We start from the raw sequence: 25,517 nt of genomic DNA on the forward strand, positions 1-25,517 counted from the left end.
AGGAAAATTATAGAGGTTACAGACTTGTGAGTCAATAACTATTCAGTTGGAACTTGTGAGGTAGTCAAGAAAGTTGAACTAATAGATTTACCTAGCTCGTGTACGAAAAAGTAACTAGAGAGCTGGATTATGTAGTTAATCTGAGGAGGATAACTATGTAGTCGATCACTTTTGTTTTATTTTGAGAAGGTATTACCAAAAGTCAAACTCTTGAGACAGGGCACTCAAGTATAGTGCTAGTTGGTACGGTCTGTATGTTATAATATAATAAAAAGATATTAAGAGGAGAGGAGGGGGTTAAAATAAGTGATAGACCGTTAAATCGTAAATTATTACTTCAAGAAAGAAAAAAAGAGTTAAATTACAGAATGGCTCGGAAAAAAAGTACTTATAAGTTTTCTACAATTTTAGGTATTGCTTGCTTTGTGATACTATTTTTTTTGGCGTATATTTCGCCTGACTATTCTAAGGAGCAGTTCGGTATACCTATCTCTATGTTATACATAATTCTTATTTCTTACGGAATTGTACTAATAGCAATTCCTTTAACTAGAACTATGAGTGAACAAATAGTAGAACTTCAAGATATAGAGAATGAGTTAGATTTATTAAGTATTTCTCATTCATCATTGGAAGAGAGATCGGAGAAGCTCTTTAAGCATCATCATCTTGAATTGAAGAGATATTATGATGAAAACTTAAAACAAAGCTCTTGGATATTTGTTGTTGGTATAGCATGTATATTAATTGGTTTTGCAATAATTGGAATAACTTTGTACTTCTTAATTGCTAACAGTTCCAACGAGCTTGAAAATAAGATAATTGTAGCCTCAGTAGGTGCAATTGGAGCTATACTCTCTAACTTTATTGCTGTAATTTACTTAAAGATGCATTCTGAGACTGTCAAATCACTAACAGAGTTTCATAATCGATTTGTAAACACTCATCATTTCTACTTTAGTAACTTCTTATTATCTAAGATTCAGAATGAGGATAAGAGAGAAGATGCACTTGTTGAGCTGGCTTTAAAGATTAATGGGATTTCTCCAAAGGCTCCAGCTCAGGGGGAAGAAAATAAATAGGTATCAACTAAACACTGTTTGGATTTAAGCAGTGTTTTTTTATGGAGTTTGTATCTTGGTGATGGGGTACCACTCTGTTATTAATCTGGTGAGGTAGGACTCTAGATTTATGTTGTTAGACAGAATAACTCGATTGTAAGTGATTATAAGGAGGAAATTGAGAGGGGATTTATAACAATATCGTATTAACATACCTGTGATATTGCTATAAACTTAAAATGGACAAGGAGGAGAAGGATGGTTATTAAAATTGATATGTTTGAATTTCCAACTAAAGAAGAGATGGCACCTCTTTTAAAAGAAAGTCCGCTTTATAACTACGTAATTGATAGTAAATTATTTCATTGGACAAACCAAAAACTTTCTGGGCTTGATAGAATAGACTATTTAAATTTAAATCGTAATATAGCGAGCTCGCTAAACAAAAGAATCTTTCAGTTGAACTTGAGTTATGCATATCTCTTATATTATTCGCGTCGTGGTATCCCTGATGGGGAATATCCATATTTAAATAACCTTACTGATAAAGAATGGACAAATAAGGTACACTTCGATCAGAATGCTGATAGTTTATTTCAAAAAGCTTTTACCTCTTTAGATTTATTAGCTCATTTACTGTTCGCCTGTTTAGGCTTGAAAACTAAGTGGAAAAGAAAAGGGAAATTAATAAAGACTAAGAAAAGCTTTCATAGTGTAATGCTTCAAATCCAGATTGTAGATAGTGCGCTATATAATAAATTGGATAAAATTAGGAGTTCTGTAGAGTTTCAAGAAGCTTCTAAAGTGAGGAATGATATAATACACAATCAACCACCTTATGAGAAGCGCACCCAAATAGTCGAAGACTCAGAAGATGGTACAGTCTCAGTAGTTGTTCAATATACACCATCTAAAAGACTGTTAGAGATTGCTTTAGGTTTGCTTGAATATATGAAGCGGATATGTGAAATAATTGAGGGTTATTTTAATGAAAAAATAACTTGTTCGTAAGGTATTTTACCTCGTTAGATAACTATTGATTATAACCATTGGATTAGCAAATTTGTTTGTTATATACGTTAGTACTTTATAAGTTATTACTCTAGATTGGGAACACACGAGGTGGAACTCTGTAGGTAATTACTCAACAGAAACTGAGGGTTAAGGTTGAGTAGAATCTCTCTGAGATTACTCTAAGAGGTAAAAACCTCCACCTCGATGTGGTCACTTTCCAGAACATCAACATAGGAACTATAAAAGGTATAAAATATACCAACTTAGCTACGCCTGAGAAAGCAAAACTCCCTCGGAACCCTATCGGTACAAACAAAAGAGGTAGAGAACCTTTATAGAGCCCTACCTCACAGTATCTCTTTAGTAGCTTTTATGTACTCCACCATCTCATAAGACACTCTACTATCTTTATAGAAATTAACGTTTCTTCCAGTTAGCTGATTCTTCAAGTACATCTTCTTATCGCGGCCACTACCTAGAAACAGCACCATGTCTGCCCCTGTAAAAACAAACTCCCTATTGCTGCTATACACAAGAACAGCCTTAGTAGGTAAATGATCCATTCTCTCTTTATGTTCCTTCATAGCACCCCAGTCACTCTTAAAGTCATTCGAAAGTTTTTTAAATAACTTTTTAATCACCTTACATTCCCCCTATAGATACTACATTACTCGAGGTATAACTCTATGTAAATAATTTACAAGTTTATTTTATAGGAGATCGTAACCTAACTCCATAGCAACTAGCTCAGCTAAAAGAGAATACGAAAGACCTTGTTACTACGACCATGTCCTTTGGGAGCAATCTGATAATGTTATGTTATATGCTAAGATTACATAAAACGATAGATAAGTGTAATCATTTAACTAGGGAAGCAAACCTTGCTGTTAAGCCTTTTTGGTGTTACATAAAGTTATTACATAAAAGATTACACAAAACCTTTACACTTAATATGAACTCATGTTACATTAAAGGTACAATAAATGTAAGGGGGAGAAACCTAATGAGAATCGCTTATGCTAGGGTTTCAACTGATGAGCAGTTACTGGATAGACAACTAGAAGCACTAAACAAGTACGGCTATGATAGATTAATCCAAGAGAAGTATACCGGGACTAAGAAAGACCGAGCAGGATTAACCCAGCTCATGGATACAGTACGAGAAGGTGATACTGTTATTGTAGAAGCGATTAGCAGACTAGGGAGAAACACTCTGGATATCCTTACAACTGTCGAAGAGTTAAATGCCATGGGTGTTACTTTCGTGTCACTAAAGGAAAACATGGATACTTCAACGCCAACTGGAAAAGCTATGTTCTCTATGATGGCAGTAATCAGCCAACTAGAAAGGGACTTAATAGCGGAGCGAACAAAAGAAGGATTAGTAAGCGCAAAGAAACGTGGAGTTAAACTAGGTAGACCTCAACTAGACAATGACAAAATAAGAGTAGCCCTGCAGATGTATGACTCAGGAGAATATTCTATTAAGGACATTGTTAGTCAAGTAGGGATATCTCAAGGTAAGCTATATAAAGAGATCAATAAGAGAAAATTACAAGAAGGAACTACGAGATAGGTGACCATTAAGTTGCTACCTCGTGGTTTCTTTTTTATTTGTATACGAGTATGACTCCTGTAGATACATCTCTTGGGTATGCACCTAACAGTATTTTCTTGTGGATCTGATAAGTGAATACGTAAGCTGATACTTGTATGTACGGTTGAGGAGTGCCGGCTCATAAGGTATCTATCATTGATAGTTGTATGAGGTGAAGACCGGTAGTTGATTACATGAGGAGTGCAAGCTCATATGTACTACTTGTGCTGTCGCCTTGTATGGCTAGACTCTGACAGTTGATCTCGTTAGCTGCCTCTCTGTGACTGTTGTGGGGGATACTCCTTGGCCCTACCTCCTTAGTCCCACATATTACAAACATAGGGGTGGGTGCACATATCGGATGGTGCCATACAGCGTTACTATACAGACACAAAATCGACCCCCTAAGTTTTATCTCCTCAGTCAATTTTATAAAATTTATTCTTCCAACATTCGCCCTCATAGTTACATCTCCGTTGCCCGTCCTCGTTAGCTCCTTCTAAAAGTACTTACTTTGATACTCTGTAGTTAAATCTAAGTAAGTTAAAACTATTAAGTTCAACTAATTAGTTCTACCTCAGGTAGTTATTTGTTTTAAATGCATTTAAATACTTAAAACCTAGAGAAGGGTAAACTCTTTGAGGATAGTTATATAGTCTTTCTCTTGGTTTCATCAAGTAGTAAACCTATATAGGATAACTAATTAATCTTCCTCAGTAGTCATTTGTATTTATTTTTTACTGAGCTGGAATCTATTAGGTGAACTCTTTCAGAGTCTTGCCTATGAGATGGACTTATGTAGTTATATACAGAATACAGAGAAATCCGAAAATGAAATGGGTTTAATCCCCTGGGAGAGTAAGGTTGATGCTGTTTTAATACTGGCGGTTTCATACACCGTTTTAGCTCAATGCTGGCGGTCTCATACACCGTTTTGAATAGATTTGAGGATGGTATCCATGAGTTACTGATGCTATCTCGTAAGCCGATTACCAAGCAGTGAGGAAGTAAAGAAAGCTAGGGTGTTAGATATACGAGAACATATCTCCTCAGTATCACCTAGGTAATACCTATATTTAGAATATATGGATACCATTGGTTTATCGAATGAGATGACATATAATAAAAATAAACAAAGGGGGAATATTCATGAGTGACATAAAATTAACTAATGAGGTAATCAGCCCGAAAGATAAGCGTGATAGTTTAGTTGACAAGGTGGAAGTAGTTAACAAAGTAAAAGAATTATTGTTGCCACCTGAGTTGGAAATGGCTACTCTTCAACAGGTCGCAGATTTTTACGATGTATCAAATAAAGAGATAACTAATCTATTTGAATCTCACAAGGATGAACTTGTTTCAGATGGGGTCACGCTTATGAAGGGAAACAAAATAAGTTCCTTCTTTCAAAAAATGAAAAGAAGAGGATCATATACGGTAACATCGAGAAATGGAGAGAAGTATACATACTCTAGCGGCGAGACCAGATTATTTCCTAAGAGAGCTATCCTCCGAGTAGGAATGCTATTAGGAGGTGCCTCTGAAGTTGCCAAAAAGATTCGTGCTCAACTATTGAATACTGAGGAGAGCGCAGTACAATTATATGTAAATGGATTAGTACTGTGTGGATTATCATTGAGTTTACTACTAATGAAGCCATTTACTAATCAAGAACAGGTCAGAAAAGGGATATAGTTATTGCACTTAAGGTTACATTTGTATAGCGTATCTCATGAGTAGGTAAGAGAGGTACCTGTAAGAATGTAATAAAGGAGTAGACCTCTTCAGTCTAGCTCCTTATATCTAACTATCTATAAAGCAATTATTCTTTATCCTGTTTGTTCCACATATCCAACTTGCCATTTTCGAATCTCAGCATAGCAAATTTTATATTGCCTTCACCTTTGTAAATTATGGTTTCTATGTAGTCTTCTTCTTTGTATAGTTCACCTACACCGCCAATCAACTGAGCTACCTCCTCACGAGTCATATCATAATCAAGAGCTTCAAATTCTCCCTCATTAATGTACCCTTGAGATGGCTTGTAGTCCTCAAATGGTGCCTTCGTAGTGGTAGCTTCTTCCTGTGAGCAGGCACCTAATAAGCCAATACTTATAAATAAGGCTCCTAATCCAAAGTGTTTAATCATATAACACCCCCCTTGATTTATTCTATTCGCTCTCATGGTTGTCCTATCAATATCACTTATTGAACGTATTCTACAAGTTCCTATGAGTACGAGCTCTAGCAGTGAAGCTAAAAAATCTCCCTATAAAATAATTCTAACAGATTGCTCGTACAGTGTTCTTCATTAGTTTTTCTCCTCAGGTAATGCCACAGAGTATGTCTGTTTTACATCTTATCTCCTAAGATAAAACTTGATAGTTAACTAAGGGTATCTAGCTCAGTAAAGAAAATAAAGAACTACTGAGGAAGACAATAGAGAGTACTAGCTGGTAAACCAGCAGTTATAACTCCATAGGTAATACTAATAGATTTCCTTCTCTAGGTTAAAGGTATTTAAAGGCATTAAAGAGCTATAGGAGATGGCACAATTAAGATAAACTACAGAGTTCATAAGGGTATATTTTCTTGTAAACGAGTAGGGCGAGCCTTTGAAGTATGCTTCTGTAGATTCTCCTTCTCAGGTTTTTGTATTTATGTTTTTGAGAAGTTAAGAACTAGTAGAGGTAGCTAACTAAGTGATCTCTATAGAATTGAATGATTAATATTCTCCTAGAAATAACTTCTGGATAATAATTAACGAGGCAGCAATTCTTTAGTTTTACTGTAGGGGGTTACTGTAAGATAGTCTAAAATGTTGTATACAGAATACAGAGAAACCCGAAAGTGAAACAGGGTCAAACTGTTGGGAGAGTGAGATTGAAGGTGTTTCAATGCTGGCGGTTTCATACACCGTTTTTTTTGAATTGATTTGAGGGCAACTAACGAGGAATGTCAATCTTTGTGTAACTACATAACGTAAAAAAGTAACTGTAATTCGCAAGTAGCCTGTAGAGGTTGCCTGTTGGATTACAGTTTTTTTATTTCGGAAGAGGTAAATAAGAGGTTGTCACACCTCTAGTATGTTATATATGAGCGAAACTTTTAGGTGTTACGTTCTTGGTATGTTATATATGTAGGAATCTTTTTCAAGAGTATATTCTAATCGGTATACCGTGAGAAGGGATGTTTTTTCAAAGTTCAAAGGTGGACTTGGAAAGGGATGTAACCCTGTTGGAGGCTGATTTTTCCCTGTAGAGGTCACAGCCCGTTCATATTAGTTATGAAGGGATAAATAAGGGATAGTCACACTGGTGGTAAATATCCTGTTGAAAGGGAAAATAAGAGATAGTCACATACTTTCTAATTATCTTATTGAAGGGATAAATAAAAGGATACTTTCATTACAAAATCTCCCTAGTTTAATACTAGTTTGGCTGGCTCATACTTGTTCTTTTGAGTCGGCTCCCTTTTTAACCAAAGGGTATCTATTTTGACAATGAATAAAGGAGGTAGAGAGTTTTGAGGTTAGTAATTGATTTAGAAAGGATTTGTATTAGCTATAACACCAGCTTAGCAGAATTAGCAGAACAGACAGGTATTCAGCGTCCAAATCTATCGAGAATAAAACGTAATCGTTCCATCTCTTTAAAGAACCTTGGGAAAATTGCTCAAGCAGTGGGCGAGACAGATATTAGTAAATTATTAATTCAAGAGTAAATGGGGAGGGAGAAAAGTGAATAACTTACAAATAGCTAAGAAAATGTTACTCGAGGCAGGGTACGATCTAACAAGTCCAGGTCAAAAGGAAGCTCGTAAGAAATACAAAGAGAATAAACTAGGGAATGAACAATTTGTAATGGTTAAGGAAGGCTTTAATGAGGTGAAGAAACATTTAAGTCTAGAACAAAGTGGCGTTCTCATGTACCTTATGGCGTTTGTTAAATTAAACGAGGATGGACAACTGTTTATGGAACATGCTGACAAGAAGAAACTTGAGAGAATGACAACTACCCATGCAGCTGATTTACTAGGTAAATCTAAGCGACAAACAAATGATATCTTAGCAGAATTAGAAAAGTTGAGTTTAATAGTTAGAACTAAAGAAGGGAGAAGCGTATATGTAAGCCTTGGAGATTCTTTCTTTAACTGTGGAGGGTATGAGGAGAAGGATTTATTCACAAAGGTTTACAAAACGGAATTAAAAGAGATTGCTAAAAAAATTACCCTCTCAGAGTTAGGGCTACTTATGCAGCTTTTAAATCATGTTCACTTTCAGTATCACATTTTAGTGGATAATCCACACGAGACAGATCCTAGTAAGTTACAAATTTGGTCTAGAAAACATATTGCTAACGAGTTAGGGATATCAATTGATTTTATCAAAGGTGCAATTCCTAAGTTAAGAAGGGTACAGGCTATCGTGGAGATAAAGGCGACTAAGACAGCTATTACGATGAGTCCAAACTTAGCTTGTAAAAAAGCTGTTAAGCCTACTTATGATGAAGTCATTTCTGCAATTAACGGAGCTGGCTTTTCTAAAGAAAACTTTAAGAAGTAAGTCTGTCAAAAATTAATCTACTCAGTCCCGCTCATAGGATGAAAGGGGATTAAAAATAGAAAGAGGAGATGGAGAGATGAATAATTTACAAGTATTTGACCATGAAGAGTTGGGACAAGTTAGAACAACTAAAGAGGATGGAGCTATCTGGTTCGTAGCTAAAGATGTATGTGAGGTGTTAGGGATTAGCAAATACAGAGATGCGCTTGCTCGATTAGATGAAGACGAGACAGGTGCAGTATTAGTGGACACCCTTGGAGGAATGCAACATATGAGGGCTATCAATGAGGCAGGTCTCTACAGTTTAATTTTAACTAGTCGCAAACCTCAAGCCAAAGCATTCAAAAAGTGGGTAACCTCAGAAGTACTACCGAGCATCCGCAGAGATGGTGGGTATATGGTTGCTAACGAGGAAGAAAGCGATGATGATCTACTAGCTCGTGCCTTAGTGGTAGCTCAAGCGACGATAGCTAGGAAGAACAAGAAGCTAGCTCAAGTGGAGGCGCAATTAGAAGAGCAAGCTCCAGCAGTAGCTTATCACGATAAAGTGTTAGACATCGAGGGTTATACAACTATTGAGAGTACTGCTAAGCAGTTAGGCTTACGATCACCCCAGCAGTTAAACCAAATGTTAAAGCAAGCAAAGATTATCCATCTAACAAGAAAAGGCAGCTGGTTGCATACCGCTAAGTACGCATACTTGAGAGAAGATGGTCATATCAACTACAAGCCTCTGATAGGTGGAAAGTTACAGATGCTAGTTAGCCAAAGAGGAACAAAGGAGATAGCTAAATTATTAGGTTTAATCAAGCGGTAACCCCTACAATATGTCTTCATCAAAGGCTCACCCACCCCGAGCCAACTGGTAAGTAAAACCCAAACTAAAACTAAACTATGGAGAGTGATTGATTATGAGTATTATCACTAAATTTTTCACAAAAGGTAACGAAACTAAACTAGGTAAGTTAAACAATGAGGTAACAGAACTAAACAGTAAAGTTAACGAATTAAGCGGTAAGATTGGACAAGTTGATAAGGCCCTAGAGTTAGCGAAAGTAGACTTAATGCTAGACGAAAACGCAACTAACAAGAAAGCTGTAGCTAAGTATGAGACGGCCAAGGAGAAGTTTTCTACAGAGATTACAAACCACCAAAATAAACTAAGTGAGCTGGCTCAACAAATTCAAGCTATTACAGATGAAGAACTACAGGCGGAACTTAAGGAGGCAGCTGAGAAGGATACAGAGAATAATGCGTTAACTATAAAAAGTCGAAAAGTAGAAAGTATGATCAGAGCAAAGGCTGACTATATTGATAACTTTATGTTCACGGGCGGAAGTCAAGCTAACTTGAAGAGATTGGCTGTCTCTAGAGGTCATATGGGTAAGCATGAAAATTACATCAGTGGTATATACTCAGATGCACTAAAGGAAGCGCAAGATAAGATGGATATTCAGATTGATAAAGAATATGAAGAGTTCATGAAAGCTTGGAATAAATACTTCGGAGAAAGTAACTAAAAGAACATACAACACAGTATAACTGAGTAGGTCATGCTTAGTAGCTAACTGCTGAAGTCACTAGGATGGAGGTTGCTTCTGAGGTGAATTACTCCACTGAAGGAATCAAAGAGTATGACTAGGGGGCTTTAGCGCAGCTAAGGTCTTCTTTCTCATATAGATTAATTGAAGGAGGTAGACAATATGTTCAAGCAGTTCAAAGAAAGTGGTCATCTAATGGAGAACTTCTCAGCCAACTCAGAGGGCGACCTTATCAAAGATGCAGAGCTTTTCGCCACAGGCGTTCACAGAGGACGCAATTACACAGAAAAGGATCTGCAGACTTTATCTCAATCGTTTAACCTTGAGGAGAATGTTCCTTTGCAACTAGATCATTCAGAGAGTGTCAGAGATACAGTAGGGTTCCTCGAGGCGGTAAGTGTAGTAGGTAACAAGCTTATGGGTAAGATTCGAGTAGTCGATGAGGTTATCAAAGAGAAAGTGGCCAACAAGACCGCTAAGAAGTTATCCGTTTCATTCTACACAGACAAAGAAGGCAACCCCATAAAACTCCGTGAGGTCTCCCTCGTAGCTTTCCCTCAAGTAAAAACTGCAACGCTATTCAGTGAGCAGCCTCAATTAAATGACCGCAAGCAAGCACTATACGAGAAGGCTAGAGAATTCCAACTCCAAATGAAGTTCCGTGAATTACAAATGAAGGTGAAAGCTGCAGAAATTAAGCTTGCTGAGGAGAAAGCACAGGTACAAGCATTTAGAGAAGCTAGAGAGGAAGTTGAGTATCAATCCTATCTGGCTAACTTAAGGGGGGGAAATACCACTAAGTATACAGCTGAGCAGGACAGAGAGTATCAAGAATATCTAGATAGTTTTAACTAAGGAGGTAGACAACATGAGTAAACCTAAGGAATTACCTAACGGTCTCCGTGAGTATATAAACAACGTGAGAGACAGGCTTATTAGTGGCGACCTCACAAGAGACTCTGAGGAGATGGCAACCATTAAGGCCAAGCTGAAGGGAGAGGTATCTATTTGTGGCGCTATCAAAGGTAACAATACAGTTTGTACTCACTCGCCAACAAATGAAAAGAATCTCCGTTGTAAAGTGCATGGAGGACGTAGCACAGGAGCTAAAACTGAGGAGGGAAAACGTATGAGAGATGCAAACTTGAAGAAGGGACACGAGAGAACAATTCATGGGATTTACTCTAGGAAGTTCCTTGAGGAGTGGACTGAGGAGGAACAAGCCTTCTACGATAATACTTGGAGTTATTACAAGGAAAACTATGACTTGGAGCCGCTAGATGAGGTAGCACTAGATCGCTTTCTCATAAATTCAATTAAAGCTATGCGAGTGGACTCTGTAGGTATGAACTACGCAACCAACTTAAAGGTTAGCCTAGTAGACTTTGAAGGAAAAGCAATACGTCAGGCTGAGACTCTAGGGCTTAACCGTAAGTACCGTAAGAGTCGGGACAATACAGATAATCCTAATGAGGTTAGCTTAAACGCTTTATTTGATATGGGTAGCAGTAATTAAATAAGAAACTTATGAGGACGATAACTACCTAGTTACTAAGGAACTAGGCTTATTTGTCGTTCTTATAGGTCACATATAAGGATGGTGAGAACACAATGGCATCATTAATCGAAATCATAATTGACGCCGATGATCGAGCGTCAGCCCAGTTTAGGCACACCTCGAGTGAAGCTAAGAAGATGGCAGCTATCATCGGAGGTGTTACTATCGCTGCTTCTGCTATGACACCAGCCTTACTAGCTGGACTAGGGGCTGTTGCTTCCCTGTTTGGTACTGCTGGTCTTGCTGCCGTAGGATTCGGTGGACTAGCCGCCACCACGATAATGAAAACTTGGGAGAAAGCAGGCGACCTCGAAGATGCAATGCTCGATGTTAACGCGGCCATGATTAACAACGATGCTAAGGGGTACGCCAAAGCAATGGCTAAAGTAGAAGCTATCTGGCAAGACATGACTGAGGCAGAGAAACAAGCCGTAGCAGCTATCATGGAGTTTAAAGATGAGTGGAAAGCGATGGAGGATCAGATGACTCCTACGACTCTCCGAGTTATGGCTGAGGGGTTAGATTGGTTGAGGCTTGTTATGAAGCCACTCTTCCCAGTATTCCAAGCTACAGGAGAATCCTTTGCTAACATGTTTGCCTACATGAATAACGCTATCGAGACAGGACGAGTGAATCCATTCTTCGAGCATATGAATACCTTTGCGGTTCCAAGGGACTCCGGTAAAGGATTACTAAATAGTTTTACTAACGGTATTATCTCAGGGTTTAACGGAGCTATAGATGCAGTCTACAGAGGTATGAAATCTATCCGTCAGTACTTGCCATTCTCACCTGCCAAGAAAGGGCCTCTAAGCGACCTAGACAAATCAGGTGAAGCATTCTTCCCTACTTGGTACGAGGCAGCATTAACTAAGACAAACGCTATGCAGAAAGCTATCGGAAGTGCCTTCTCAGGGGTTGCTAACGAGGCAGATGTTGCTCTAGCAGGTACAGGCTTGGAAGCATTCACTGGAGGAGCTACAACTATTACAGTTCGCCATGAAGTGTCTGGTGAGGTGAGAGTAGATGGATCCGGATTAGAAGGACTACAGAATACCATCCAACAAGTTGTAATTGGTGGGCCTAGCACAGGATTAGCTGGTTTTGGTTTCGACAAACAAGTAATCAGAAGAAACTAATTGGTTGCCCTCTTAGAGATAGGGGGGCTTCCGTGTAATTTAGCCTACAGGATCAATAGCAGAATTCAATAAGAATCCTAGTATAGATTAACCTGTATAGCGTAATGGTAGTACTTGATATTTTATAAACACAAGGAGGAAGTTATATGGTTAATTATGTGATTGTTGAAACTACAGTGTATTACTACGAGATGGACGAGAAGCATGTTTATACTGACTTTATGATTGTTAAGGAATCCCTAGAGGTGGCTAGAACCGTTTTGGAACCCTTCTATAGAGATACTATGCAGGAAACGGTTGATAAGCATACCTCTGGGGGCAAAGTACTTGGTGTAATTGTTAAGGAGATTAGTGAACTGGAATACAAAAGAGAAGCTTTTAAGCCTCACAACAAAATAAAAGAGATGAATAGAAAGAGAGGAAACTAATATGAACAAATATATTAAAGTAGCTGTTACTTATAAGTTTAAACCTGAGGGAGAAGTGTATAAACAGGCACACTATAGAGAGGTAACACCTGAGGAAGATATCGAGCAAGTTAAAAATGATGTGTTACACATGTTTAGTAATGTGTTTGATAAATTAGTCTACCTCGAGGGGATTAATGTTACTGAGGTAATTGAGTTGGAGTACCAAGCAGGTAGAGCTGAGGAAGATGCTGAATTGAGGTTCCTCCAGCAAATCACACTGGATGGTTGTGTCTCGTGAGGTAGCACCTCTTTAGTTTTATCTAGAAAGATAAGGTGGGGGTAGGTCTACGTATCCGATAGTAAATATTTATAGTAGAAATAATTTCGTATAATCGGACTAAATGATATTACAGAGTTAGCACAAATGCATAATTTATAATTTCAAGTGCCATAAGGGTAACCCTGAGGAGAAAAAGACTTCGGATTTTTAAGATTATATAAAATATTCATAGTTGCGAAAACTCTATTGTGGTAAAATATTCTATATGAAAATTAAAAAGGGGAAAGGCTTATGGATTTAATAAAAGTTACTCCAGAACGTTTGGAGCAATCTGCTAAGTTGGTGCAAGATATAAAACAAACTTTAGACAATATGCACAAAGACCTTTATAACCAAACAGAATACATAGCGTCTCAGTGGACAGGTGCAACAAGTCAAAATTTCTATCAAATGTTTAATGAAGCTAAACCAAAGATTTTTGAAGTTAATAATCTATTGGATAAAATTTCAGAAGAACTCAAACATTCTGCTAAGAAATTCCGTGAAGCAGACCAAATGGATTATATGTTAGCAAAAGCAAAATCTCAAAAAGATGTAGAATATCTGAAAGGGAGTATAGAAAAAAAAGAAGGAGATAGATTTGGATTAAAAGCTGAAGGAGCAATAATGGAAGCGAAAAATATGATTACAGATAAATCAAGTCTCACCTTTAAAGCGGGAAGTGCTTCAGCTGAGTTTAATTTACCTTATAGCTTGGATGCTATTAAAGAAGACTTTTTGAAAAAAGATATGATAGGAATAAAAATTGAGGGTGCAGTAGCGGAAGAGACTATTAAAGTTGATGCTCCTCAGAGATTTGGGGAGAGCCTTACTGTAACTAGTAAGCAAGGAACAGCATCTTATGGATTTGGAATTGAAGGGTTTGGGATTAAAAGTGAAACCTTAATAGCGCTGCAAACATACGAGGCAGAAATGACCAAAATTAAGATACCTGATTACATTCCAGTATTAGGCGATTACGATATAAGTGTTAAAGGGGAGATTGTAATAGGAGGATACGGTTATAGATTTCGTGCAGGTGAAGAATCAGGATTTACTGCAACAACACCTCAGGGGTATGGTGGAGGTTTTTCGTTTAAATTCGAGAAAGAAGAGTGATTATAGAATGCGAAAGTTTTCGAAAATAATGATATGCATTGGTGCATTAATAATGATTATACTAGGTATGATTGTACATGATACGTGGAAGGATAGAATCTATTTTTCTTTAGCAGTACTGTTTGTCACTGCACTTTCTTTATTATGGAATATAGTTGTTCAAAATCTTATGGAAAAAATCAATAAAAAAAAAGGAGAATAAATAGATGAAACTTTTACCGATTGGAACAGTTGTGAAGCTAGAAGATATAGAGCAATTTGTGATGATTATTGGAAGAATGGTTACTTCAGCAGATAATCGTGATTTTGATTATATAGGTGTTCCTTATCCAGTGGGCTATCTAGGTGAGGAAAAAGTATTATGCTTTAATCACGATAAGATTGTGGAAGAAATGCATAGAGGGTATATGACTGAGAGTGAATTAGTTCTACGTGAGAAATTAGTAGAAATGTAAAAGAAGAGATTAATACAGAGTTAGCAGGAGCAGGGAGAAATCCTTGCTTTATTTATTTTGAAGAAAGATAGGAGGGAATCTAATGGAGTTTTCCCCTCTGAAAGGTGGCTATTTCGGGGGAGGTTGACTCGAAAGGGGTGGCTAGAAGGTTTGTGCTGGATAAACAGCAAGTTCATGAGCTATCTAATTGGCTTCAACGAGTGCATAAAATATAATTTCAATTACCGTAATGATCAACCCTGAGGAGGAAAGCAAAAGAGCTGACTTATTAGAGTCAGCTCGCTAGTTATTACTTGTTATCATTATGAATGTTAACCTATATAGCTTGAACCTGTAGAGTTAACAATCCTCCTCAGTTAATTCATCTAGATTAAAACTAAGAGTTTCAGAGGTTTTGCCAGCGCGTAAGATAACTACATACGTAGCATCTAGTTGGAATGTATCTACTTCGCACACTTTATTAGTAATACGAGTTAGTGAGTCTTGGAAGTTAGATACTAGAGTATCGATCTCCTCCATAACCATATCGAATTTAGTTGGCTGAATAGTGTTTGTTGTCATAATAATTTCTCCCTTTAGTTTTGTTTATTTACACGAGATAGGTAATACTTACAGGTGTACAATCATGAGTGAAACGATGTAACCGGCTGCGTAAAGAAAGGTAATACTGCCGCCAGCTACCAAGGTTGATTTAACCCAATCTTTAAGTTTCAACTTATTCGCCTCCTGTGGAGTCGAACCTTTACAGCTATTCCTGCTCGTGATACCATAGGGAGGAAAGAGCCTTATAGGTTCGACTGAATTGCTTAGGAGTACTACCTGAGGTCGCCAAACTTCAAAGGGTAGTGCTCCTTTTATGTTTAATCTGTCAGTTTCTTGCCAGCATATAAACGAGTTAGCATATCGTCTATCTTACTGGCTTTACCAACTGTCTCAATTTTCTTGAGTTGGTTATATGCGTTATATAGCCTTTTGGCATCCTCGCTATTATCCAACCCGTAGAAGTCTTTTATCTTGCTATAGAATCTTTGCTGCTTTGTTTCCATTTGCTCACCTCGTTTCCTCAGTGGCTTAATTACATACTACATTATCGGTTCCTGAACCATCAATAACTTTTGTGAATCGTTTTAAAAATTTCCTCAAAAGGTGCAAAATATCACTAGGGCTTACAAAAGGTTCATACACAGTGGTTAGCTTTTTGAGGTGCAAACATTAGAGGTTACAACCCAGAAATTCGTACAAAGGAATCTGAGAGGTCGTTTCCCCTAAGGTGGCATCTCAGTAGGCACATCAACGAGTATAAGATGTTTAGAAAGTTGTATAAGTCCGGACGGGAACCTGATCAGTTGCCACCCTTAGTGGGTAATCAAGAATACACTTAATAGCACCCACTCAAAGGTTAATACTGAGGAGGGCAAAAAAACAGTTGTTAAGGATAATACTCAACAGTAATAATAGGGGGATCGCCAGCATTTTGGAAAAAATCAAGCTAAGCAAAAAATAAAATAAGCCATCCGTTTGGACAGCTCATTTACATAATTCTCGTTATTGGAAGTTATTTATTTGCTAATAAATCTTCTGCGTAACATTTAATCATCATGTAGCCTGCGTAACCGAACTGATCATACGTATCTGCTTCTTCTTTGGTCGCCTGTCTAAGTACTGAATATCCTTTCATTAACATACAATTCTCATCATGAAGCATTTGTGAAGTGAAATAATCTGTTTCGATTCCATCTAATTCTAATGAACGATAGCCACTTATAAAACCATCCAATGCTGTTTCATGAATGGTTTTAATATGAACATCCATTTGTATTAACGTTTTACAACCTTTTAAATTTTCAGCCATAGGTGGGCTATCTCCGATCCAGTCCATCAAACCTGCTAAAAACCCCCTTCTACTATTTGGATCTGTTTCAATTACTCTACCACATGCAAATTTACTGTTATCTAAAGGAATAGTCCAAAATTGTCCTGGTACTAAATAACGATTTGATTTTGGTTTAAATGGATAGTTTATACTCATTGTTCTCCCCATCTCTTTTTTATCTATTGTATAACATATTCATGTAAAGTTAACATAACGTCCTATTATCGGTAGCAAGGAAAAGAGGGAACCCTACTCTTACAAGGGAACCTTCTTTTTTTTGTTCTATGGATCTATGCATTTTTTTATAAATTCCTATCCTGGCGTGGTCTTAGGGTTCTTGTTTGTTACTGGATTAGCCGAAAAACTGTATAAAATCTTGCATGCTCTTAGCTTGGATTTTTCCAAAATGCTGGTGATCCCCTAATAGTGTGTGCTCCTCAGTTTAACCTTGTAGGAAATTGAAAAGTTTATTCTTCAGTTTTCTTTGCTCAACAGACATCATCTTTGAGAGAACGCCAAATAAATAACCTTTGAAGTCTTTTCTAATCTTGTTCATCTTTAGAGCGAATACAGATTGTTTAAGCGCTGAGATTGCCACCTCAGTTGTATCAACTAAGTCAGGTGCATACTTGCTTGCAGCCAATTTAACTTTACCCCAAATAGCATATATCTCCTTAGCTGTACCAAAGAAGGGGGATACTGCATCGATAAATTCCATAGGTACACATGAGTTAACCAAATAAGATGAATCTAAATCATCCAGTTCAACAGGTGCGCTATTACGTATCTTTAATTCTTTAGAGCTTTTAGTTTTAGTTGTAATGGCTTCGTTCTCGTGAGATGGCTCGTCAAGTTGCTCAGGAGTAGGCTCGGTAGCTTCCTTACAAGATGCCAGCTCATGGTGACGCTCGAAAGGATTAATTACACAGATGAATGCTGAGTAGCCACCCTTAACAGGTTTAAATTGTTCAATACGAGTAAGGATTCCTAGCTCGCTGAAACGTTTGAGGGCACGCTGAACAGTACGCTTAGAGTATCCTGTTAGATCAGCTAAAGTGTTATTTTTTAAATATGAAACTCCCACGAATTTACATGAGTAGTTTGATAGCTTTAGAAGTATTACTCGCTCGCTATTTTTTAAGTTATATTCCTTAAGGGTAAAATCAATAGTTTTGTCCATCTCGGCAACAGACTGAAAGCTTTCATATTGTCTTAATTTCTTCATATTCTTTTCCTCCTATATGAGAAGGAACACCTCTTGAGCTAGTACCAGTAAGCATGATACAATAGCAAACAAGAAAGCTCCTTCGAGTTTTCTTCCAAGAGAGAACCCTGTCAGGTCGCCAAACTAGAGCAGGGTTCTCTTTTTATTTGTCTTAAAAGTCAAACCTATTGAGTGGATTATATTTATCGTTTGATTCAGCTAACGAGTTACCGAAAGCATGTAGGTACATCTCAGTAGTTCTTATCTGGGAGTGATACATAAGCTTACTCAAGGTGTATATATCCATGCCAGCTCTTAAACAGTTACTCGCATAGGTATGTCTAAACATGTGAGCTGTAGTTTTGAATCCCATACGCACAGACAACCTAGTGAACATTAACTTGACAGCATTCACTGTTAGTGGGCTACCTCTGTGGTTATTAAACACATGAGGAGGCAATTTAATGTAGTACTTCTCGCAGAATAATCTCCATTCGTACAACTCCCGAGCCACCTTATCCGTTAACGGAGTAGACAGGCTCTTGCGGTTCTTCCCAAAGGTAGTGATAGTCTTATTGAGTAGATCTACTGAGTCCCACCTCATGGATACCAGCTCACCCAGTCTAATGCCTGTACCAGTGAGAACGATTATTACGGTATGACCTCTGTAGCTATACAACGTGTTTTCTCTAGAGCGCATCCTCCAGTAGTATCTAAGCATCTGCTTTATCTGTTCATCGGAGTAGACCTTGATATTCTTGTCCGTCTTAGCAGGCTTAATTTTGCTAGTGGGATTGCTACGGATCTCTATAATGTCCTCATCCTCTAGGTACCTAAAGAATGTCTTTAAGTGCTGGAGCTTACCATTACGAGTGACCACTGTGTTTCCTCTCTCCTTGGAACAGTAGAGGAGGTAGCTCTTTATAACTTGTGGAGTAATATCCTCGATGTTAACAATCTCCTTCTCAGCAATGAGCCAACGAGAAAACTCATTGAGTGTATCCCTGTAGCTCTGTATTGTCCTAGGAGCTAGCCCGCTGAGTTCTTTATCCTCTAAGTAATCCCTTATCATAAATCTAAGTAGTGCCATTTAGTTTCCTCCTTGAGTACGCACAAAAAGACCACCTCCATAGGCTACTTGTGAGTAACCTAGAAAGTGGTCTCTTGTGAGAATATTGTTTCTGTCATAGACAACCATTCAGCCTTACCTTGTGAGGTTTGTCCTACCTCGGGTGAATTAACTCGCCTGTCCTACCATAGCGGATAATGAATTTTCAGCAGATGTAGAGGCAGATGCAATAATAGCACCGTCTTTTTCAATGTAGTATGTACGTCCTGTGTTTGTTTCGAGAGCTTGTCTTAATATTTTCTCTGATTCATTAGCAGTCGGAAATTCAACGATGTTACTTCGTAATTGCATTATTCGCTTTACATCATCTAGTGTGGCAAGTTTAATTGTTTCTTGGGCAGGCGTACTAGGTAAGTTGTCAGCATCTAGACATTCACAAAAATACATTTCATTTTTAGTACCTAGTTGTATACTTGAAACGGTTTCAAATCGTTCAACAATATTTGACTTGCCAGAGAGTTTAAGCGGCTTATAGGCGGAAATAAGTGCCTCATAATCAATGGTAACAAATTCTTCTTTACTATAGGGTATAAATGCATCATAGAAGCGGAGTAAAATCGATTTTAATGTTCCATTCTCTTTAAATACGCCCCATAATTCTTGAAAGTCTGTTTCATAACCGAAAGTTTCTAAATCCCCAATAATAAACAAGTTAAGGGCTGCTTCTTCTTTTAGGTAATCGAATACTTGTTCATGATCTTTCTTTGTTAACTTTCGCATCATAACGAATCGACCTCTTTTTTTACTTTTCTAAATATTACAACTTAAGTTTTTTGAAATCAATATAAAATTTTATGTTTAGTTCACCAACTTTCGGAAAAACTAGGAAAGATATGACAAAGGAGGTTATGAACGGTGGATCATCCAATTCAAGGGTTAATGAAAGCGGCAATGGAAAATTTAAAAGAAATGGTCGATGTAAATACGATTGTTGGAGAGCCTGTTCAAACGGCTGACGGTGGTGTGGTGTTAACGGTTTCTAAAGTGGCGTTCGGTTTTGGAGCAGGAGGTTCTGATTTCCAAACGAATGATGGCCAAAGAGCGAACGGTAACCCTGCATTTGGTGGCGGTAGCGCGGGTGGTGTTTCTATTACACCAGTAGCATTTCTTGTAGTGAATAAAGATGGAGTAAATATTCTGCATCTACAAAATGCGACACATTTAGCAGAAAAAATGATTGAATTAGCTCCACAAACAATTGATAAAATTCAATCGATGTTCCAAAAAGATGAAAAGAAAGAGGGAAATCATCATCCTCAAAACCCAGATGAAATCCTTTAAAAACACCTGCTCACGAGCAGGTGTTTTTTCTTGTAATCACTATGTAATAAAACACATGAAATTGTAAATAGTTTTTGAATTTTTTTCTATGTTTCTAAAATTTTTCATGTTAAAATATGCTATAGAATTGAAACATATAAAACGAAGGTGGCTAGGTGCTTTGTCTGGAGGATCTGACCAAGTAAAAAATATGATATATATTAATGGTAATCGTCGGGGTCATTGTTTTATTACATCAGGAATTACGTTTAAAGAGTTTGCAAGTAACATCCCTTCACCGCTTCATCAAGTGTTGCTTTTGAAGCATAACTTTGAATGGACAGATTTTCATTATCATACTTTATTTGAATATGTTGAGGAAGAAAATATACATAAGCTAATTCAAGCAGAGATTGATGAATTTGATGAATTTTGTTGGGTAGATTTTGATGATGCAAGCGATTTAGATGAATTAGAGCCAAAAGAAATTGCAGAGCTTTTATATTTGGCTCACAAAAAAGAACCACTTGCAAGAACATTCTTTCCGCTATTGAAAAATAGATTTGTTTATTTTTCACATGATGACGGATGGTACAACAAAGTGTATTATCGTAGAATTGCTGACTTTGTAGGGATGTTAAGTAAAGTCATTCCTTATAAACTCGGTGCTTTTGGTAAGAAACGTTTTTCTTTGTTCCAAAAATCAAAAATTTTCCCAGCAATTTCGAAAGAAGTGATCATGGGGCTTCTTCCATTAATGGAGGATGGTCTTTATATTGATCTAGCAGGGAAAATTGAGTCAAGAAGAGGTCTTGAAATTCCGGTATATGTAGTTGGTTCGTATGAAAGTACGGATGAGGTGCTAGATAATATCGATGAATTGAAAGAAGAAGCAACAGAGACAGGCTGGCTTATTTTTGATAAGAAAGAACAAGAATGGCAATGGGTTGTGGACTAAGAAAACTTGGCGCATGAAGTCAAGTTTTCTTGTCATTTGAAAGGAGTACAAATGAAGAAATATTATACAATTGTGGGTATTGTAAGTATTATTCTCGTAGCGATTTTACTTATTACTTGTCCGAAAGAATCGGATTTTAAAGTATATGTAGAGGATAAGTATGCATTGAAATGTGATGAGAGTAGTTTTGAATGCACACAAAATGTAGATGGTAAAAAAGAAAAATTACAATTTGAAAGTACAGATGCACGAAATGGTGTATTCTTTATGACTGCAAAGCAAACATTTAAAACAGAAGCTGGTGTTACGAAAGAATATAGCGGAGTAGGAATGTTTGGTACATTTCTTTTTGTTTCAGAGAAGACTTTCTAGTAATAGAAGGTCTTTTTCTTATGCTTATGTTCATATAGATGAAGTAAGACAAGCATAGGAGGGATAGTAATGAAGAATACATGTATCGTTTGCGGTGGTGAGGAGTTTTTTTCCTCAACTTTGTATGCACGTACGAAACAAGATTGGGCATATGCGCCAAACATGTACCGTTTTGAAAAGGTGTTTATTGAACATAGGGATGAAGAAAATTATCCAGTGTTTCAAGAAATTACAGCGAAACATTGCTGTGGATGCGGTCATATTATGTTGTATCACGAATGAACACACCAAGTATAACTTGGTGTGTTTTTTTAAAACGCTGACAAAGAAAGCGGATAGAGTAAAGTAAATAAAACAGAAAAACTACCAAAACCAATTGCTGTATATCCAAGTGTTCTTGCTCCGAAATTGACAGCTAATAAGCCGACTAAAATCGCAAGAGAGCCGAGTGTAACTGGATAAAATGCAATTGAGAAAAGCGAAAGAAATAAAGCGACATAGCCTACCATTGCACCGGTGTTTGTACCTTCTATTTCATTTGCAATTTCTTTACGCTTATGTCTAATTGGTATGCCAGCTGGTGATATTTCAGCTGCATACTCTTCGTGTTTTTCACCACTTTTAAAATGATGATTTCTCTTTCTTCGCATGTACATCCCTCTCTTTCAATTGGGTGTACCTATAGTATCTTACACAAAGAGAAGAACATGAGTATGAGTTAAACCCAAGTAAAGCAAAAATTGGAGAATAAAGATTCCGTTATTAGCTTGTACATCTCCTAATGAAGATAAACAGGAATTTTGGAAAATGATGTAGAATGAAATGAATGATAAAACGTGAAGGCAGGGGAATGTATGACGAAATTTAATTGGCATGAATCAGCAGAGAAAAAATGGGATAGTAGTGCAGAATTTTGGAATCAAAATAGTCAAGAGATGTGGGACAGCGGGAGTAGGAGTACAATTATTCCGTTTTTTGAACAGTATGTGAAGAAAGAAGCTCAGGTGCTCGATGTTGGTTGTGGGGATGGATATGGTACATATAAATTAAGTCGCGCGGGCTATAAAGCAGTTGGAGTAGATTTATCAGAAGTGATGATTCAAAAAGGGAAGGAGCGTGGAGAAGGACCGAATTTATCTTTTATAAAAGGGGATCTTTCTTCCTTACCATTTGAAAATGAGCAATTTGAATCAATTATGGCAATAAATTCTTTAGAATGGACCGAGGAGCCATTACGAGCATTAAATGAGATAAAGCGCGTTTTAAAAAGAGATGGGTATGCATGTATTGCAATTTTAGGACCGACAGCAAAGCCTCGAGAGAACAGTTATCCTCGTTTATATGGCAAAGACGTTGTTTGTAATACGATGATGCCTTGGGAGTTTGAACAGTTAGCGAAAGAACAAGGTTTTGAAGTTGTAGATGGCATCGGTGTATATAAGCGCGGAGTAAATGAGAAGATGCTAGGTCAACTACCTATCGAGTTACAACAATCGTTAACATTCTTATGGGTATTTATGTTAAAAAACGCATAAAGAAATGAAAGAATTTTTAGGAGGTAAATAAGTGCAGAAAATACAAAAAACTGATACAATATCATCAGAACCAATTAAAGGGGGACTAGGGTATATGACAACTACTACAACAGTTAAATCCGATATTGAAATCGCGCAAGAAGCGAGTATGAGGAAGATTCAAGAAATTGCAGCTGAATTAAATATTTTAGAAGATGAATTAGAGCCATACGGGCATTATAAAGGTAAGTTATCTCTTGATATTTTTAAGCGCTTACAGGATGAGAAAGACGGTAAAGTTGTTTTAGTAACAGCGATTAACCCAACTCCAGCTGGAGAAGGTAAATCAACAGTAACAGTTGGTTTAGGTCAAGCTTTTAATAAAATTGGTAAGAAAACAGTAATTGCACTTCGCGAACCATCTCTTGGACCAACGATGGGACTAAAAGGCGGGGCAGCAGGTGGCGGTTTTTCACAGGTTGTACCTATGGAAGACATTAACCTTCACTTTACTGGAGATATTCATGCGATCACAACTGCTAATAACGCGTTAGCGGCGTTTATTGATAATCATATCCAACAAGGGAACACACTTGGAATTGATACGCGTAAAATCGTTTGGAAACGCTGTGTTGACTTAAATGATCGTGCCCTACGTAACGTAGTAATTGGTCTTGGTGGACCAGTTCAAGGTGTACCACGTGAAGACGGTTTTGATATTACAGTAGCATCTGAAATTATGGCCGTATTCTGCCTTGCAACAGATATTCAAGATTTAAAAGCTCGTCTATCTCGCATCGTAGTTGCTTATAACTTTGCAAATCAACCTGTAACGGTTAAAGATTTAGGTGTAGAAGGTGCGTTAACACTATTATTAAAAGACGCATTAAAACCAAACTTAGTGCAAACGTTAGAAAATACACCAGCTATCATTCACGGTGGACCATTTGCGAATATCGCTCACGGTTGTAACAGTGTTATCGCTACAACAATGGCCGCAAAATTAGGTGATTATGTTATTACAGAAGCTGGATTTGGTGCTGATTTAGGTGCAGAGAAGTTTTTAGATATTAAAGCTCGTGCAGCTGGCATTAAACCAGAAGCAGTTGTTATTGTTGCGACTATTCGTGCGCTTAAAATGCATGGCGGCGTAGCAAAAGATCAATTAAAAGAAGAAAATGTAGATGCATTAGCAAAAGGTATGGAAAACTTACAGAAGCATGTTGAAACAATTCAAAGCTTCGGTGTGCCTTTCGTAATTGCAATTAATAAATTTATTACAGATACAGATGCAGAAGTTGCATACTTACAAGATTGGTGCAATGAGCGTGGCTATGCAGTATCCTTAACGGAAGTTTGGGAGAAAGGTGGCCAAGGCGGAGTTGACCTTGCTGAAAAAGTATTAAAAGAAATTGAAAAAGGTGAGAACAACTACGCACCACTTTATGAATTAGAATTACCATTAGAAGAAAAAATCCGTACAATTGCTCAAAAAGTGTATGGTGCAAAAGATATTGAATTTGCTCCGAAAGCACGTAAGCAATTAGCTCAATATGAAGGAGAAGGTTGGAGTAACCTACCAATTTGTATGGCGAAAACACAATACTCTCTTTCTGACGATGCAACAAAATTAGGTCGTCCATCTGACTTCATCGTTACAATTCGTGAGCTAAAACCATCTATTGGTGCAGGGTTTATCGTTGCGTTAACAGGAACAATGTTAACAATGCCAGGCCTTCCAAAACAGCCAGCAGCACTACAAATGGATGTAAATGAAGATGGAAAAGCAGTAGGTTTATTCTAAAAGGTTGTAATTCATCTCGTTTATCTGTAAACTATATATACATCAAGTGGCGCCTTTCCATCGAAAGGCGCCTGTTTTTTGGAGGAAATTATGTTTGATCCAACTGCTTTTGATAATTTAAAAGTAATCGTAGAAGGTGCTGTTTATGATTTTGATTTACATGGAGATATTCTTGTAACAGATCGAAAAGATATGATGGACCTTGCCTCATTAAGTCGTATATACCATATTTCATTTCAATTAACAGAACCGTTCGAACCGGTAGTAAAAGCAACATTTTCACTATCTGTAGATGCAAAGAACTTGTCTGGTGAAATATTGGAAGTACCACAATTTACACCAGGTTGTGAAATGAAGTTAGCATTTTCATTCCCGATAGAAAAGCCAGAGGTAGTGTGTGAAGAAATTGAAAATTTCATGCATTCTATATGGGGAAAAGAAAGAATGATTACGCAGAAAATTTCATACGAATATAATAAGCAAGCGATTTCATATCATAATAAGGTAGAGGTTATATTTCAAAAAGCGATTACAGAAGACCATGTTGATGATTTAATAGCTGTTATTTCACACATGATAGAAACGGTGCGAACAATACAACATTTTCTTCAAAAATAGAGATAAAG

At 37.3% G+C, this 25,517-nt stretch carries 32 protein-coding genes and 1 pseudogene; 23 read left to right on the forward strand and 10 right to left on the reverse strand.

Annotated features, from left to right (window positions below; genetic code table 11):
* Nucleotides 1-368 precede the first annotated feature (368 nt).
* Together GFJ36_RS09670 and GFJ36_RS09675 are read left to right on the forward strand one after the other, a co-directional pair.
* Entirely contained in the window at nucleotides 369-1,082 is a 714-nt protein-coding gene (locus GFJ36_RS09670) for a TRADD-N-associated membrane domain-containing protein (RefSeq protein ID WP_242015952.1), read from the forward strand.
* A gap of 237 nt (nucleotides 1,083-1,319) precedes the next feature.
* Entirely contained in the window at nucleotides 1,320-2,072 is a 753-nt protein-coding gene (locus GFJ36_RS09675) for a Cthe_2314 family HEPN domain-containing protein (RefSeq protein ID WP_098230711.1), read from the forward strand.
* Nucleotides 2,073-2,422: 350 nt separating this feature from the next.
* On the opposite strand, the gene GFJ36_RS29465 is transcribed toward GFJ36_RS09675, so the two are convergent.
* The gene (locus tag GFJ36_RS29465; RefSeq protein ID WP_242015953.1) at nucleotides 2,423-2,716 is read right to left on the reverse strand and encodes a hypothetical protein; all 294 of its coding nucleotides are present in this window, start codon (nucleotides 2,714-2,716) and stop codon (nucleotides 2,423-2,425) included.
* Between the two features lie 362 nt (nucleotides 2,717-3,078).
* On the opposite strand from GFJ36_RS29465, the gene GFJ36_RS09685 reads away from it, so the two are divergent.
* On the forward strand, nucleotides 3,079-3,651 hold the full coding sequence (locus GFJ36_RS09685) for a recombinase family protein (protein WP_087957864.1): 573 nt from the start codon (nucleotides 3,079-3,081) through the stop codon (nucleotides 3,649-3,651).
* Between the two features lie 1,170 nt (nucleotides 3,652-4,821).
* Nucleotides 4,822-5,367, forward strand: coding sequence for a hypothetical protein (locus tag GFJ36_RS09690; RefSeq protein WP_097889444.1), 546 nt, complete (start codon nucleotides 4,822-4,824; stop codon nucleotides 5,365-5,367).
* Between the two features lie 127 nt (nucleotides 5,368-5,494).
* On the opposite strand, the gene GFJ36_RS09695 is transcribed toward GFJ36_RS09690, so the two are convergent.
* Nucleotides 5,495-5,821, reverse strand: a complete 327-nt coding sequence (locus GFJ36_RS09695) for a hypothetical protein (RefSeq protein WP_000589756.1) — start codon at nucleotides 5,819-5,821, stop codon at nucleotides 5,495-5,497.
* Nucleotides 5,822-7,197: 1,376 nt separating this feature from the next.
* Between GFJ36_RS09695 and GFJ36_RS09700 the strand changes: the two genes are divergently transcribed.
* The 6 genes from GFJ36_RS09700 (at nucleotide 7,198) to GFJ36_RS09725 (ending at nucleotide 11,293) form a co-directional block, all read left to right on the forward strand.
* Nucleotides 7,198-7,395 (forward strand): helix-turn-helix domain-containing protein, encoded by a 198-nt coding sequence (locus GFJ36_RS09700; protein WP_098230712.1) that lies wholly within the window; start codon nucleotides 7,198-7,200, stop codon nucleotides 7,393-7,395.
* A gap of 16 nt (nucleotides 7,396-7,411) precedes the next feature.
* Nucleotides 7,412-8,236: a hypothetical protein gene (locus tag GFJ36_RS09705; RefSeq protein WP_157349536.1), complete on the forward strand. Its 825-nt coding sequence runs from the start codon at nucleotides 7,412-7,414 to the stop codon at nucleotides 8,234-8,236.
* 76 nt (nucleotides 8,237-8,312) lie between these two features.
* On the forward strand, nucleotides 8,313-9,053 hold the full coding sequence (locus tag GFJ36_RS09710) for a BRO family protein (RefSeq protein WP_098230713.1): 741 nt from the start codon (nucleotides 8,313-8,315) through the stop codon (nucleotides 9,051-9,053).
* Nucleotides 9,054-9,147: 94 nt separating this feature from the next.
* Nucleotides 9,148-9,756 carry a hypothetical protein gene (locus GFJ36_RS09715; protein ID WP_098230714.1) on the forward strand — a complete coding sequence of 203 codons (609 nt, stop codon included), beginning with the start codon at nucleotides 9,148-9,150 and terminating at the stop codon, nucleotides 9,754-9,756.
* A gap of 183 nt (nucleotides 9,757-9,939) precedes the next feature.
* Nucleotides 9,940-10,632 carry a hypothetical protein gene (locus GFJ36_RS09720; RefSeq protein WP_098230715.1) on the forward strand — a complete coding sequence of 231 codons (693 nt, stop codon included), beginning with the start codon at nucleotides 9,940-9,942 and terminating at the stop codon, nucleotides 10,630-10,632.
* 13 nt (nucleotides 10,633-10,645) lie between these two features.
* Nucleotides 10,646-11,293 carry an HGGxSTG domain-containing protein gene (locus GFJ36_RS09725; RefSeq protein WP_098230716.1) on the forward strand — a complete coding sequence of 216 codons (648 nt, stop codon included), beginning with the start codon at nucleotides 10,646-10,648 and terminating at the stop codon, nucleotides 11,291-11,293.
* 49 nt (nucleotides 11,294-11,342) lie between these two features.
* Here the strand turns inward: GFJ36_RS09725 and GFJ36_RS29470 are convergent, their stop codons facing one another.
* On the reverse strand, nucleotides 11,343-11,612 hold the full coding sequence (locus tag GFJ36_RS29470) for a hypothetical protein (RefSeq protein ID WP_242015954.1): 270 nt from the start codon (nucleotides 11,610-11,612) through the stop codon (nucleotides 11,343-11,345).
* Nucleotides 11,613-11,817: 205 nt separating this feature from the next.
* Here GFJ36_RS29470 and GFJ36_RS29475 point away from each other — a divergent pair, with 205 nt between their 5' ends.
* The 6 genes from GFJ36_RS29475 to GFJ36_RS09755 all read left to right on the forward strand — a co-directional run bounded on the left by GFJ36_RS29475 (nucleotide 11,818) and on the right by GFJ36_RS09755 (nucleotide 14,777).
* Nucleotides 11,818-12,474 (forward strand): hypothetical protein, encoded by a 657-nt coding sequence (locus GFJ36_RS29475; RefSeq protein ID WP_242015955.1) that lies wholly within the window; start codon nucleotides 11,818-11,820, stop codon nucleotides 12,472-12,474.
* 146 nt (nucleotides 12,475-12,620) lie between these two features.
* The gene (locus GFJ36_RS09735; RefSeq protein WP_242015956.1) at nucleotides 12,621-12,902 is read left to right on the forward strand and encodes a hypothetical protein; all 282 of its coding nucleotides are present in this window, start codon (nucleotides 12,621-12,623) and stop codon (nucleotides 12,900-12,902) included.
* Between the two features lies 1 nt (nucleotide 12,903).
* The gene (locus tag GFJ36_RS09740; protein ID WP_098230718.1) at nucleotides 12,904-13,182 is read left to right on the forward strand and encodes a hypothetical protein; all 279 of its coding nucleotides are present in this window, start codon (nucleotides 12,904-12,906) and stop codon (nucleotides 13,180-13,182) included.
* A 273-nt stretch (nucleotides 13,183-13,455) separates the two neighbouring features.
* Nucleotides 13,456-14,322: a WXG100 family type VII secretion target gene (locus GFJ36_RS09745; protein WP_098230719.1), complete on the forward strand. Its 867-nt coding sequence runs from the start codon at nucleotides 13,456-13,458 to the stop codon at nucleotides 14,320-14,322.
* Between the two features lie 52 nt (nucleotides 14,323-14,374).
* Complete coding sequence (locus GFJ36_RS09750; protein WP_242015957.1) at nucleotides 14,375-14,524, forward strand: hypothetical protein; 150 nt, start codon at nucleotides 14,375-14,377, stop codon at nucleotides 14,522-14,524.
* A 4-nt stretch (nucleotides 14,525-14,528) separates the two neighbouring features.
* Complete coding sequence (locus tag GFJ36_RS09755) at nucleotides 14,529-14,777, forward strand: DUF4176 domain-containing protein (protein ID WP_098230720.1); 249 nt, start codon at nucleotides 14,529-14,531, stop codon at nucleotides 14,775-14,777.
* 339 nt (nucleotides 14,778-15,116) lie between these two features.
* On the opposite strand, the gene GFJ36_RS09760 is transcribed toward GFJ36_RS09755, so the two are convergent.
* The 6 genes and pseudogenes from GFJ36_RS09760 to GFJ36_RS09785 form a co-directional block, all read right to left on the reverse strand.
* Nucleotides 15,117-15,338, reverse strand: coding sequence for a hypothetical protein (locus tag GFJ36_RS09760; RefSeq protein WP_157349537.1), 222 nt, complete (start codon nucleotides 15,336-15,338; stop codon nucleotides 15,117-15,119).
* A gap of 299 nt (nucleotides 15,339-15,637) precedes the next feature.
* Nucleotides 15,638-15,823 carry a hypothetical protein gene (locus tag GFJ36_RS09765; RefSeq protein WP_098088956.1) on the reverse strand — a complete coding sequence of 62 codons (186 nt, stop codon included), beginning with the start codon at nucleotides 15,821-15,823 and terminating at the stop codon, nucleotides 15,638-15,640.
* A 509-nt stretch (nucleotides 15,824-16,332) separates the two neighbouring features.
* Nucleotides 16,333-16,806: an Imm26 family immunity protein gene (locus GFJ36_RS09770; protein WP_179861730.1), complete on the reverse strand. Its 474-nt coding sequence runs from the start codon at nucleotides 16,804-16,806 to the stop codon at nucleotides 16,333-16,335.
* A gap of 286 nt (nucleotides 16,807-17,092) precedes the next feature.
* The gene (locus tag GFJ36_RS09775; RefSeq protein WP_098230722.1) at nucleotides 17,093-17,875 is read right to left on the reverse strand and encodes a helix-turn-helix domain-containing protein; all 783 of its coding nucleotides are present in this window, start codon (nucleotides 17,873-17,875) and stop codon (nucleotides 17,093-17,095) included.
* 151 nt (nucleotides 17,876-18,026) lie between these two features.
* Nucleotides 18,027-18,944, reverse strand: a complete 918-nt coding sequence (locus GFJ36_RS09780; protein WP_098230723.1) for a tyrosine-type recombinase/integrase — start codon at nucleotides 18,942-18,944, stop codon at nucleotides 18,027-18,029.
* Nucleotides 18,945-19,106: 162 nt separating this feature from the next.
* Nucleotides 19,107-19,706: pseudogene (locus tag GFJ36_RS09785) on the reverse strand (GNAT family N-acetyltransferase); the annotation flags it as partial.
* Between the two features lie 132 nt (nucleotides 19,707-19,838).
* On the opposite strand from GFJ36_RS09785, the gene ytfJ reads away from it, so the two are divergent.
* The 4 genes from ytfJ to GFJ36_RS09805 all read left to right on the forward strand — a co-directional run bounded on the left by ytfJ (nucleotide 19,839) and on the right by GFJ36_RS09805 (nucleotide 21,855).
* Entirely contained in the window at nucleotides 19,839-20,264 is a 426-nt protein-coding gene (gene ytfJ, locus GFJ36_RS09790; RefSeq protein ID WP_000349987.1) for a GerW family sporulation protein, read from the forward strand.
* A 160-nt stretch (nucleotides 20,265-20,424) separates the two neighbouring features.
* A complete protein-coding gene (locus GFJ36_RS09795; RefSeq protein WP_000014094.1) occupies nucleotides 20,425-21,201 on the forward strand; it encodes an oxalate:formate antiporter in 777 nt (258 codons plus the stop codon).
* A 51-nt stretch (nucleotides 21,202-21,252) separates the two neighbouring features.
* Nucleotides 21,253-21,573, forward strand: coding sequence for a hypothetical protein (locus GFJ36_RS09800; protein WP_048540982.1), 321 nt, complete (start codon nucleotides 21,253-21,255; stop codon nucleotides 21,571-21,573).
* A gap of 69 nt (nucleotides 21,574-21,642) precedes the next feature.
* Nucleotides 21,643-21,855, forward strand: a complete 213-nt coding sequence (locus tag GFJ36_RS09805) for a hypothetical protein (RefSeq protein WP_000798747.1) — start codon at nucleotides 21,643-21,645, stop codon at nucleotides 21,853-21,855.
* Between the two features lie 29 nt (nucleotides 21,856-21,884).
* Here GFJ36_RS09805 and GFJ36_RS09810 read toward each other — a convergent pair whose 3' ends face one another.
* Nucleotides 21,885-22,223, reverse strand: coding sequence for a hypothetical protein (locus tag GFJ36_RS09810; RefSeq protein ID WP_060488565.1), 339 nt, complete (start codon nucleotides 22,221-22,223; stop codon nucleotides 21,885-21,887).
* 204 nt (nucleotides 22,224-22,427) lie between these two features.
* On the opposite strand from GFJ36_RS09810, the gene GFJ36_RS09815 reads away from it, so the two are divergent.
* The 3 genes from GFJ36_RS09815 (at nucleotide 22,428) to GFJ36_RS09825 (ending at nucleotide 25,509) form a co-directional block, all read left to right on the forward strand.
* A complete protein-coding gene (locus tag GFJ36_RS09815) occupies nucleotides 22,428-23,108 on the forward strand; it encodes a class I SAM-dependent methyltransferase (RefSeq protein WP_060488566.1) in 681 nt (226 codons plus the stop codon).
* A gap of 94 nt (nucleotides 23,109-23,202) precedes the next feature.
* On the forward strand, nucleotides 23,203-24,891 hold the full coding sequence (locus tag GFJ36_RS09820; RefSeq protein WP_087983223.1) for a formate--tetrahydrofolate ligase: 1,689 nt from the start codon (nucleotides 23,203-23,205) through the stop codon (nucleotides 24,889-24,891).
* Between the two features lie 90 nt (nucleotides 24,892-24,981).
* Nucleotides 24,982-25,509, forward strand: a complete 528-nt coding sequence (locus tag GFJ36_RS09825; RefSeq protein ID WP_141499182.1) for a hypothetical protein — start codon at nucleotides 24,982-24,984, stop codon at nucleotides 25,507-25,509.
* Nucleotides 25,510-25,517 lie beyond the last annotated feature (8 nt).

This window comes from Bacillus sp. EE-W1 (genome assembly GCF_009760835.1).
GTDB lineage: Bacteria > Bacillota > Bacilli > Bacillales > Bacillaceae_G > Bacillus_A > Bacillus_A wiedmannii.